The organism is Kitasatospora sp. NPDC101801, from assembly GCF_044766665.1.
In the GTDB taxonomy this organism is placed as follows: domain Bacteria; phylum Actinomycetota; class Actinomycetes; order Streptomycetales; family Streptomycetaceae; genus Kitasatospora.
Genome location: NZ_JBIWML010000011.1, coordinates 1 through 11327, shown reverse-complemented (window position 1 = coordinate 11327; position 11327 = coordinate 1). Strand labels below are relative to the sequence as shown.

Genomic DNA, 11327 nt, shown 5'->3' with positions numbered 1-11327 from the left:
GGCCCGTGACGACGGTGTGCTCTCAGGTGCCCTCCCCCGTGCGGATGCGGGGGAGGGCACCTGGGTGGTGGTCGCGGAGGTACCCGAGCAGGTGCTCGCGGACCTCGAAGCGGAGGGCGGCGGCGTCGTCCGGGGTGCGGGCGGTCATGGTGGCTCGGACGACGATGGTGCTCGGGGTGGTGTCGGTGACCTGGAGGGCCCATTCGGTGGCGTCCCAGAGCGGGTTCGTGCTGAGGAACTCGTGCAGGGCGGCGCGGAGTTCGGGCACGGGCGTGGTGTGGTCGAGGTGGAGCAGGACGGCGCCGAGCAGGCCGGGGTCCTTGCGGGTCCAGTTCTCGAAGGGCTTGCTGACGAAGTAGGAGGTCGGGACGATCAGGCGGCGGTAGTCCCAGAGGCGGATCACCAGGTAGGAGAGGGTGATCTCCTCGACGGTGCCCTGCTGACCCTCGACCATCACCGTGTCGCCGAGCCGGACGGTGTCGCCGAAGGCGATCTGGAGCCCCGCGAAGAAGTTGCCGAGGGCGCTCTGGGCGGCGATGCCGGCCACGATGCCGATGATGCCCGCCGAGGCCAGCAGGCTGGCGCCGATGGTGCGCATGGCCTGGAAGGTCAGCAGCATCACGGCGACCGTGACGACGGCGACCAGGGCGCTGACCACCCGTCGGGTCATCCCGAGCTGGGTCCGCACCCGCTGGACCCGGGCGGGGTCGTCGGCGACCGCCGCGTACCGGGCGAAGAACGCCTCCAGCAGGGCGGCCACGATCCGGATGGCCAGCCAGCCGACGCCGGCGAGCAGGGCCAGCAGGATCACGTGGTGGGCGTCGTCGCCCTTGAGGTCGAAGAGCCGCTCGATCGGCCGGGTGCCGATCAGCAGGCTGCAGCAGACCACGAGTTGGAGCGGGACGCGACAGCGCCGGAGCAGGGCCCAGACGGGGGCCTCGGGGTGCCGTCCGGCCACCCGTTGCAGCACCTGGTCCGCCACCCAGCCGACCGCGAGGGTGACCAGGACGACGACGAGCAGCGTGACGAGCGGCCAGAGCACGGGCACACCTCCACCAGGGCAGGGGCGGTTTGCGCCCTGATGTGACGGTATGTCGATCGGCGGTCTTCGGCGCGGAGCCCCGGCGGCGGGGCGGAAATCCGGGTGCGTTCCGGGGTGTCGGCATGATGGGGTCGTCCGTCATGGACGACCTGGTGACTGACCTGCTGACCGCCCGGCTGCTGCTCCATCCGATGACCGTCGCGGAGGCCGAGCAGGTGGTGGCGGGCGAGAACGGGGGAGCCGCCTGGGCACCCGGATACCCCGATGCGGGGGACCTGTCCGGGGCTCGGCGGTTCCTCAACACCTGTGCGGAGAGCGGTGATCCGCAGCCGTTCGGCGCGTACGAGATCCGGCGGCGCGAGGACGGTGTGGTCGTCGGCGGCCTGGGGTTCCACGGGGCCCCGGACCGGACCGGCACGGTGACGATCGGCTACGGCCTGGTCCCGTCGGTGCGGGGGCAGGGGTACGCGACCGAGGCGGTGCGTGCGCTGCTGGCCTTGGCGCGCTCGCGGGGCGTCGCCGCGGTGGAGGGTGACACCGACCTGGGCAACGTCGGGTCGCAGCGGGTCATGACGGCGGTGGGGATGCGGCTGGTCCGGGAGGACGAGCGGCTGAAGTACTACCGGATCGGCTGGGACCGCTCTGGTGGCTCCGACGGCTGAGCCGGACGCCGGTGGACGGCGTCCGGCTCAGGACCGGGCTCAGAGCAGGCCGTGCCACATCTGTTCGGTGACGACGGTCCACCAGGTGGTGTCCTTGCGGAAGGCGTCGGGGTCGATCTCGGCGAGGCCGGTCTGCAGGGCGGCCAGGGCGGTGCCGGCGTCCTTGGGGTCGAGGCCGCTGAGGGTGGGGCGGGTGGTGGCGAGCAGCGCGAGGCTGCGGATGTAGGCGGAGACGGAGCTGTTGACGAAGCGTCCGCTGCCGGTGCGGGGGTGGACGGCCCAGACGGAGCCGGCTTCGTCGCCGGTGGTCTGGACGGCGATGGCGCAGAGGCCGTCGGTGCCGATCCGGGTCCAGCCCGCGAGGACGTCCAGGGTTGCCGCCTCGACGGGGGAGCCGGCCGCCGTGAGGTGGGTGCGCAGGTCGGCGAAGAGGCCGCCGGCGGGCGGGGTGTCGTGCCGGTCGGCGGTGAGGAACAGCGGCAGGTCGGCGGGCAGGCCGGCCCAGGTGAGGGTGGAGCGGGTGCTCTCGGGCAGGGCACTGGCGGCGAGGTCGTCGGCGTCGTAGCGGATCACCTCGCCGAAGGCGGCGGGGAGTTGACGCCCGAGCGCGACGTCGCGGACCGGCTCGGCCGCGGTGACCGACCCGGGTGCGGGCACGGGGACCGGGTTGGGCCTGGTGGCGGGCCGGGTCCGCTCGACGAGCGCGGCGATGCCCTCGGCGCGCTCGGCGGCGGTGATCCCGTACGGGTGGTCGAACGTGACGGCGGCGGTGGGGAAGTGTTGCTCCAGCAGGGCGGCGCCGTAGCCGCCGGGCAGGGTGGCCGGGCGCAGCGCGGTGTGGATGGTGCGCACGGCGTCGGCGGCCACACCGCGGCGCGACAGTTCGGCCACCAGTTGGTGCTCGACCGGGGGGCGCCCGGGAGCGGAGGTGAGGTCGAGGACGGTGTCCTCGCCGGTGCTGGGGTGCGGGTAGGTCGCGGTCAGGGTGTTGCCCGGACCGGTGGCCGGGCGGCTGCGCTCGCGGTACGCCTCGATCACCTCGTCCACCGGGATCGAGGACCACACGCTCAGCGCACCGCTCTGACGGTCGATCACCCCGCACGCGTCACCCAGATCGGCCGGAGGACGCCGCTGCCCGGTGACCGGGTCACGTTCCAACGGCGCCGGAGCCGCCCACACCACCCACCCCAGATCGAACTCCCGGAAACGCACCTCACGCTGCGCGCCGCCGCTGCCGTTCAGCCAGGCGTCAGCCGTGCTGAGCGCAAGCTCCTGGGTAATCACGAAGACTCCTCGCTGTGCTGTGGGTGTTGGGTCGCCCACACTGTTCTGGTGTTGGGGCGGTGGGCCGCTGTCATGCTGCCTTTTGGCGCGCAGTGGCCGGACCTGGTGAGGCTACCTGTTGCAAGGTCGAGACCGAACAAGGACAGCCCCAACCTTAAACATTATGATCTCATGAGCAATGCTGTTCGCCGGAGGCCCAGTTGGCCTCGTGGCGTGGTGAGCCGGGATCCAGGGGGAGAGATGGCTGCAGATCGGGAAAATCCGGAGATCTCGGACGACGAACTGCTCGACGTGGCCGACAACCCGGCCCAGGCACGGGAACTGCGCCGCGCGCTGCGGACCCTGGCCAACTCGGACGCCGTCGGCGACACCCTCCAGCGGATGGCCAGGGACGTCCTGGCCGGGCGGGTCGGGATGCGCGACGTCGTCCAGTCCGACACCTACCTCGGCGCGATCGGCGACCGGCTCGGCCAGATCCGTACGGCCGCCGAGAACCTGTCGCCGGCCGAGCAGAAGGCTTCCGAGGGGCGCGCCGAGAAGCTGCGCGAGGAGACCGAGGCGGAGTATGGGCCGGACGAGCCCGAGGAGTGGGAACTGAACCGGAACCGTTTCTGACGGTCTGTCCGGGTTGGTTCGGAAAGGCGAGAACGGGGGCGTTGATGTCGCAGCAGATTGTGGTGGATCCGGTCGGTCTTCGGGCTGAGGGGTTGAGCTTGGTGGCGGTCGGTGAGGATTTCTCGGCTGCGGTGAAGGATTTGTCGGCGAAGTTGGAGGCCCTGGAGAAGGGTGATACTCCGCCGTGGGGTGATGATGATCTGGGTGAGAAGTTCGGTGTGGTGTATGAGGGTCTGCGGGATGGGATGAAGGAGTCGATGGCTTCTTTGGGGACGCGGATCGGGGAGATCGGGCAGAAGTTGCAGGGGATGGCGGCGGGGCACGAGGCGAACGAGTCGGCGACGGATGGGTCGTTCCGGACGTTGGAGGGTTCGCAGGGGATGGTCGGGGCTCGGGTAAACGCGTTGTACCGGCCGCAGGTGGTCTGAGGTTCGGCCTGTCGGTCTGTGTGTTGGTTTCTTTTGTTTTTGGGTTTGTTGTGGGTTTCGTGTTGTCGTGATGTGGTTTTTGTTACGGGGGGTTTGGCGAAGTGTCGCTGATGTTGCCGGACAGTGTTGAGTGGGTTCTGGAGATGCTCGGCTTTGATTGGCCGAAGGCGGACGAGGACAAGCTCATGGAGTCCGCGCAGGTGTGGCGGGATTTCGCGGACACGGTCGATGAGTTGCATTATCGGGCGGCGGGTGCGGCGAACAATGTGCGTTCGGCGAATTCGGGTGATTCGATCGAGGCGTTCGGTAAGGCGTGGGAGAAGTTTTCGGCGGGTGGCAGTGGCGGGTATTTGGCGGATGCGGCGGCGGCGTCGCGGTTGATCGCTGCGGCGTTCGATGCGGCGGCGATGATCGTGATTGCGTGCAAGATCGCGGTGATCGCGCAGTTGGTGGTGTTGGCGGTGGAGATCATCGCTGCTCAGGCGGCTGCGCCGTTCACGTTGGGGTTGTCGGAGTTGGGTGCCGCGGGGGCGGTGCAGGCGACGAAGATGATTGTTCGTCGGTTGTTGAAGGAGCTTCGGGACGCGTTGGTTGAGGCGATCCTGGAGACGTTGAAGGAGCCGGTGGTTTCGGCTGTGCAGGCGATGATCAGTGATCTGATCGCGCAGACGGTGAACCAGGGTTTCGGTGCGCAGGACGGTTTTGATCTGGGGCGGACCGGTAAGGCGGGGGCGGAGGAGTTCAAGACGGCGGTCGCGAACTCGGGTCAGACGTTCACGGAGGCGTTGCGGGACGGGGTGGGTTCGCGCGCTGGTGGTCATGCGCGTGGTGGGTTGGACAGTGCGGCGGGGCACGGCGGTGGCGACGCGGACTCCTCCGGCAACAGCGACAGCAGCGGCAGTAGTGGTGGTGATGCGTCGAACAGCGGCGACAGGTCACCGTCGGGCAGCAGCAACCCCTCCCCGGGCAGTACGCCCTCCCCGGGTAGCAGCCCGTCGTCGGGCAGCACACCCTCGTCGTCCAACGGCAGCAGCCCGTCCGGCAGCAGTCCTTCGGGTAACAGCCCGTCCTCGCATACCCCTTCGAGCAGCGGTGGGGACAGTTCGCCGGGTCGGGCGCCTGGTACGTCGCCGGACGGTTCGGCGGGTCGGACGCCCGGTACGTCGCCGGACGGTTCGGCGGGCCGTGACGGGTCGGGTTCGAGCGAGGTGCCGCGTTCGGGGCAGCAGGGTCCGTCGCCGACGTCCGGCGAGCGGGGTTCGGCGCCGTTGGACCCGTTCGGGACGCGGGTGGGTGGTGAGGCGAGCACCCCGTCCCCGGAAGGGCGTTCGGGACCGGACTCGCAGCAGTCCTCCCGCACCCCCGACCACGACACCAGCACCCGCCCCGACAGCACCCCGTCGCGGACGCCGGACGGCGACGGCGGTACCCGGCCGGACAGCACCCCGTCGCGTACGCCCGATCACGACACCAGTGCTCGGCCGGACAGCACCCCCTCCCGCACGCCTGACCATGACGGCGGTACCCGGCCGGACAGCACTCCGTCCCGTACGCCGGACGGCGATGGCGGTACCCGGCCGGACGGCACTCCCTCCCGTACGCCTGACCATGACGGCGGTGCTCGTCCGGACAGTGCGCCGTCGCGTACGCCTGATGGCGATACGGGTTCCCGTCCCAACTCGTCGTCCCCGGAGGGCCCGTCGCGGACACCGGACCACGACCCGGGCACCCGGCCGAACGCTTCCGAGGGCCCGTCGCGGACCCCGGATCATGATCCTGGTTCTCGTCCGGTTGCGGCTGAGCACACGCCGCCGCCGCGTGGTGACGACAGCCGCCCAAGCTACGGCCCGGTGCGTCCCAGTGAACCGACGCCCAGTCACACCCCGGCGACGGCGGACATTCCCGCGCCCCGGCACGAGAACACCCCGCCCCAGACCCGTCCGGACGCCGCACCGCAACCCGCAGCCGCCGCGACGCCGGAGGCGCGGACTCCCGCCCACACCCCGGCCCCTGAGCACGGGTCACCGGAGCCCGCCCCGACCCGGGTCGACCCGCGTACCGCCTACGCCGACCCCACCGGCACCGGCACGGATGGCACCACCGGCGCGGCTCCGCGTCTGAACACCGCCGGCGGGGCCACCGCCACCGCCACACCGTCCCAGGCCGGCCCCGACCACCGCCCCACCCCACAACCCACCCCCGACACCACCACCCCCGGCGCGGCGCCCGGTGGCGTGCCCGGCGGAGTCCCGCACACGGGAACCCCCACCGCCTCCAACCCGGCCACCCCCACCACCAGCCGGCCCACCGCACCGCCCACCCCCACCACCGGACCGGTCCAGCCACAACGCCGCCCCGACCACGACAGGCCCACCCTGGGCCCGCGCCCCGCAGCCGACCGCGGCCCCACCACCAACCGACCCGACCCCCGCACCGCCTACGCCAACACCCCCCGGTCGGACATCCCCACCCGCCTCAACCCCACCGGAGCGAACCCCACCCGCCCCAACCCCACCCGCCCCGACGGCCCCCGACCTGACATTCCGTCACGCCTGGGCCCCACCGGGTCGAACGCGACCCGCCCCGACACGGCCCGCCCTGACGGCACGCGCCCTGACATTCCGTCACGCCTGGACCCGAACCGCCCCGAGGGCACCCGCCCGGACACCACCCGCCCTGACGCGACCCGTCCGGACATCGGCTCCCGCCTGGACCCGAACCGCCCCGAGGGCACCCGCCCGGACACGGCCCGGCCCGACGCCACGCGCCCGGACATCGGTACGCGGCTGGATCCCAGCGACGCGAACACCACCCGCCCCGACACGCCCCGCCCGGACGACACGCGCCCCGACATCGGGTCCCGCCTGGACCCCGACGGCCCCGACCACACCCGCCCCGACGACACCCCGGGCAACACACCGCACCGCCCCGCCACCGCAGACCGCCCCACCGGCACCCCCGGCGGCATCCTCGACCCCACCGAACACGACCACCAGCGGGTCAACGACGCCACCCCGCACAACCCCGACGGCACACCCGTCCGCCACCCCGACCCCAACGACGGCAACTGGCCCGCCGCCATCAACGGCGACGACCCCCACGCCCCCGGCCGCAACAACAACTGCGTCGACACCGCCCTGGCCACCGTCGACACCTTCGACGGCAACCCCACCCCCGCCGGCGCCCGCACCCCCGACCACGACACCCACGGCAACCCCACCGACCGCGGCGAACGCAACGGCCGCGACCGCATCGAGAACGCCCTCGGCACCAAATTCAACGACATGGGCGACGGCCCCCAAGCCTTCCACCGCATCGAGGACACCCTCCGCGACAGCGGCCACGGCTCCCAAGCCGTCATCATCACCACCGACAACGACGGCCGCTCCCACGCCTGGAACGCCGTCAACCACAACGGCACCATCACCTACATCGACGCCCAGACCGGCCAACACAGCGACAAGCCCCTCCACAACGGCGACAACGGCGTCTTCGCCATCCCCCTCGACCCCGACCGCAACCCCACCACCCCCACCCACCACACCGACCCCGACCACAACCCCGAACACGACCGCCACGCCCCCGAAGAACCCGCCGGAACGGATCAGGAATCCCCGGACGGAAACGAGAAGGACGACAAGCCAGGAGAGAAGAAGGACCCCGGTCCCCTGGAACTCAAGGGGGAGGACACGCCACCGGCCAAGGGCGAGAAGCTCCTTGAGCAGATCGACCTGGAGGACGAAAGCCGGGTCGAGACAGAGCATGCTGCGGATGGGGACTACGACCTCGTAGTGGCGGTGGACGGCAAATCGGTTGGTGAGTACCTCGACGGGATGAGGGAGCAGCGTGGCGAGGCGTACCGGAACGCCGCTGCGGAGTACAAGGAAGCGTACGACTCGCTGAAGCCCAACCAGCGCAACAACCGAAAGAAGCTTGACGGCCTCCCGGGTATGGCCAAGGCTGAAATCGGCGCCTGCACCGGCGTCGGCATCGACCGCCGGACAGGCATGGTCGTCGAAGCACTGAACGGTCGCAAGGACGATTCGATCCTGCCGGAGAACGTGCACCCGACGTTGCAGAGGCGCCTTGATGCTCTGCCGCGGGATACCGGTGCAGCGGCGCCGGGCACTCCGCACCCCAACCGGTTCCCGATGGCCCATGCTGAGATCAAGATCGTGAACCAGTTGCTCTGGGCGCGCAAGCGGATGGGGTTGCCGGATGACGACAGTGTGTTCGGTGAGCTGGAGATGGCGGTCGAGTCCCCCTTCCTGCCCAAGGAGCTGAAGACCGAAGACAAGTCGGATGACACGGTCGACGGGAACTCGAACGACGGGGCCGGCGGCACATCGGATGACAAGTCCGGTGGCGAGAGCACTGGTGGGAAGCCAGCCGATGTCGAGATGGGCCACCCGGCTCCGTTCTGCGGGAACTGCAACCATATTCTGGATGGGGTGCCGAGCACGGCCGGTCGGTTCACCGGATTCGACTACGACAGCAACAAGCCGACTGGGTTCAAGCCGAGGTGAGTACATTGCGACGCGTTGACATCGACGATCCAGCAGTCAGTATGGACGCTGGGCAGCGTCTGACCTATGACGGAGTGCCGTTCACCGGTGAGGTGGTCGAGGGCGACCTCGACGCCCCGACCTCACTGGAGACGTATCAGGACGGGTGGCTCACCGGGCCGTGGCGGCTCTGGTACCTGGACGGTAGCCCGAAGGCCCAGGGTGAGTTCGTCCAAGGCGGCCTCGTCGGCGAGGCCCTGGCGTGGCACCCCAATGGGCGACTGGAATCCCGGAGGCTGTTCTCGGACACGAGCAAGGAGCTGGCCGGTTACGCCTGGGACGAGGACGGTCGGCAGACCCGATCCTGGACCGCCGGCGCCTGAATGGCGGGCGGCGCGGACGCGGGCGGCGGCCTGCTCGATGGCGTTGGTCGTGCTCACACGATCCTGCGGATCGACGGTGCGGGCTGCAGGAGCTCGCCGCTCACGACCGGACAATGATCGGCATCTCAACGCTGGGCTTGCGAAGATCCCTGCAGGGGCGTGACGGCCAGGCTCGGTCGGCTGACGGTCGTTGAGGTCGTGCGTTCGCGAGGGTGAGGAGCTGTCGTGTTCGAGAATGTCGCAGGGCTGGAGCCCGAGCTCGCTGCCCGGTGGACCGCATTGGTCGAACAGTGCCGACCGGTCCTCGCAGGAGAGGGCATGGAGGCGGTGCAGGCTCTGCTGGTTGAGCGAGAGGTGAGCACCGTTCAGGCGGTTGCTATCACCAAGGCGCTGCTCGGATGGACGGACACCCCGCTGCTGGTTGCGCGGGAGTTGGTGGAGACCAGCGCTGCTCGCGCGCCAGGCGGCTGAGTCTCGGGTGGGGTTCGGAACCAGGACTTTGCGCTCGCGCCGCCGTCGCCGGTGACGGCCGGGGCGGCGTGGATCGGGGACGGTTCGCGACCCGGCGGTCGTATCGACGAGAACAAGTGGGGGGCCATGTCATCCGGTGTCTCTGATGGACGGGGGCCTGCTGCGTGGCCCATCGACCCGGCAGCAGTCCAGGTGGTCGCGGAGTGGGCGGCAGCGGACGTCGCTGCCATGAGTGCGCCGGGAATCGACCTGCGGGGCGGGGATTTTCGGGGGACGGACCTCTCCGAGTCGTATCTTGTCGGTGCGACGATGTCTCATGTCGGCTTGGCGGGTACCGAGTTCTATCGATCGGATCTGGCAGGTGCGGATCTGGAAGGCGCGGACTTGACGGACGCCAGTCTGGTGAAGGTCAATCTGGACGATGCCCGGCTGAGGTCGGCGCGACTCGACCGGGCGGATCTGGTCGGCGCTTCGCTGTACGGCGCGGATGCGGTGGGCGCGAGTTTTCGCGACGCGCAGATTCTCGGTGCCTCACTGCTCGGGACGGACCTGCGAGGTGCCGATCTCTCGGGAGCGGTTCTTCAGGAGAACTCGTTCAAGGTCCAGGTGGACGAGGCCACTTCGGTTCGTGGACTCTCGGGAACGGTCTTCGGCCCGGTGACCCTGTGGGACGGAACAGAGTCGTCCGAGCTCGGCGGTGAGGCGCTCGAGAGGTGGATCGCCGAGCGCGGCGGCCAGGTGACAGTGCTTCAGGCCAGGGCGCGGTAGCCCTGGTGATGACAGGAATTCGTTCGCCGGAGTCTGAGCCGGTTGGCGGTCTCGGAGCGGTTCTATGAAGTCGGCGGGAAGTACAAGGTCGACGGCTCGGAGGACGCCACACTGGAGCAGGAGGCCGAGTACGACCGTGGGGTGCGGGAGATTTGTGACCGTTTCTAGAGCGCTGCGAGCCGAGAGCGAGAGCGTCTTGCCTCCGGCCCTGGCCGGCCACCGGGGAGTAGCAAGAGTACGAGCAGCGGCTTGAGGTTGACGCTGCTGGAGGCCCAAAGCTGTCGGCGATCGCGGGTGCCTCGGGACGGAAGGAGAGGGATCGTGTTGCTGCGGGTCGACGTCAACGACGGGGCGATCGACATGGACCATGAGCAACGCCTGCTCTACGACGGAACGCCGTTCACCGGTGAGGTATTCGAGGGTTCCTCGGAGGATCCCGTGTCGCTTGAGACCTACCGGGACGGCTGGCTGCACGGGCCCTGGCGACTGTGGTACCTGGACGGCAGCCCGCGTGCGCAGGGCGAGCTCGTGAATGGCAGGTTCGTCGGTGAGACGCTGGCGTGGCACGAGAACGGGCGCCTTGAGGCCCGCAAGCTCTACTCGGTATCGGGAAAGAAGCTGGCGTCCTATGCCTGGGACGAGGACGGTCGGCAGACTCGGGCATGGACGGGTAGTTCAACGGGCCGTGGCGGCTCTGGCGCTCGGACGGCAGCCCGAAGGATCGGAGTGAGAATGCTGCGTATCGATATCAACGATCCTGATGTCGGGACGGACCTGGCACTTCGGTTGACGTACAGGGGCGAGCTCTTCACGGGTGAGGCTACTGACGCACCCGAGGAGCCGACTGTGCTGGAGACCTATCGAGACGGCCTCCGGCACGGCCCGTGGCGGGAGTGGTACTTGGAAGGGGCACTGAAGACGGAGGCCACGTTTCAGGAGGGGCATTTCGTCGGGGAGTACCAGCAATGGTACGAAGACGGCCGGCTTGCCATTCGCCGCCTGTATACGGACCAAGGCCAGATGGCAGCCGAGTATCAGTGGACCCCGGATGGCCAGTTGCAACACTCATGGCCGCAGGGATGTTGCAAAGTCCGGGGATCTTGTAGGTGTGCTGGTCAGGCGATGCCGAGGAGGTCGAGCGGGCGGCTGAAGGGCTCGTAGGAGGCGTG

General features: G+C 69.6%; 10 protein-coding genes. 8 read left to right on the top strand and 2 right to left on the bottom strand.

The genetic code is table 11. From position 1 onward, the window contains the following. Positions 1–22 precede the first annotated feature (22 nt). A complete protein-coding gene (locus ACIRPK_RS15500; RefSeq protein ID WP_403038317.1) occupies positions 23–1042 on the bottom strand; it encodes a mechanosensitive ion channel family protein in 1020 nt (339 codons plus the stop codon). 140 nt (positions 1043–1182) lie between these two features. Between ACIRPK_RS15500 and ACIRPK_RS15495 the strand changes: the two genes are divergently transcribed. After that, a complete protein-coding gene (locus tag ACIRPK_RS15495) occupies positions 1183–1704 on the top strand; it encodes a GNAT family N-acetyltransferase (protein WP_403038314.1) in 522 nt (173 codons plus the stop codon). 39 nt (positions 1705–1743) lie between these two features. Here the strand turns inward: ACIRPK_RS15495 and ACIRPK_RS15490 are convergent, their stop codons facing one another. Continuing rightward, on the bottom strand, positions 1744–2988 hold the full coding sequence (locus ACIRPK_RS15490; protein ID WP_403038311.1) for an SUKH-4 family immunity protein: 1245 nt from the start codon (positions 2986–2988) through the stop codon (positions 1744–1746). Between the two features lie 240 nt (positions 2989–3228). On the opposite strand from ACIRPK_RS15490, the gene ACIRPK_RS15485 reads away from it, so the two are divergent. From ACIRPK_RS15485 to ACIRPK_RS15455, 7 genes are all read left to right on the top strand, one after another. Then, positions 3229–3603, top strand: a complete 375-nt coding sequence (locus ACIRPK_RS15485) for a hypothetical protein (RefSeq protein ID WP_403038309.1) — start codon at positions 3229–3231, stop codon at positions 3601–3603. A gap of 44 nt (positions 3604–3647) precedes the next feature. Next, entirely contained in the window at positions 3648–4031 is a 384-nt protein-coding gene (locus tag ACIRPK_RS15480; protein ID WP_403038306.1) for a hypothetical protein, read from the top strand. A gap of 110 nt (positions 4032–4141) precedes the next feature. Next, on the top strand, positions 4142–8557 hold the full coding sequence (locus ACIRPK_RS15475; RefSeq protein ID WP_403038692.1) for a toxin glutamine deamidase domain-containing protein: 4416 nt from the start codon (positions 4142–4144) through the stop codon (positions 8555–8557). Positions 8558–8598: 41 nt separating this feature from the next. Further along, complete coding sequence (locus tag ACIRPK_RS15470) at positions 8599–8919, top strand: toxin-antitoxin system YwqK family antitoxin (RefSeq protein ID WP_403038304.1); 321 nt, start codon at positions 8599–8601, stop codon at positions 8917–8919. A 225-nt stretch (positions 8920–9144) separates the two neighbouring features. Continuing rightward, the gene (locus ACIRPK_RS15465; RefSeq protein WP_403038302.1) at positions 9145–9390 is read left to right on the top strand and encodes a hypothetical protein; all 246 of its coding nucleotides are present in this window, start codon (positions 9145–9147) and stop codon (positions 9388–9390) included. A 192-nt stretch (positions 9391–9582) separates the two neighbouring features. Then, positions 9583–10158 (top strand): pentapeptide repeat-containing protein, encoded by a 576-nt coding sequence (locus tag ACIRPK_RS15460; RefSeq protein WP_403038299.1) that lies wholly within the window; start codon positions 9583–9585, stop codon positions 10156–10158. Between the two features lie 321 nt (positions 10159–10479). After that, complete coding sequence (locus ACIRPK_RS15455; RefSeq protein ID WP_403038297.1) at positions 10480–11319, top strand: toxin-antitoxin system YwqK family antitoxin; 840 nt, start codon at positions 10480–10482, stop codon at positions 11317–11319. The last annotated feature ends 8 nt before the right edge of the window (positions 11320–11327 follow it).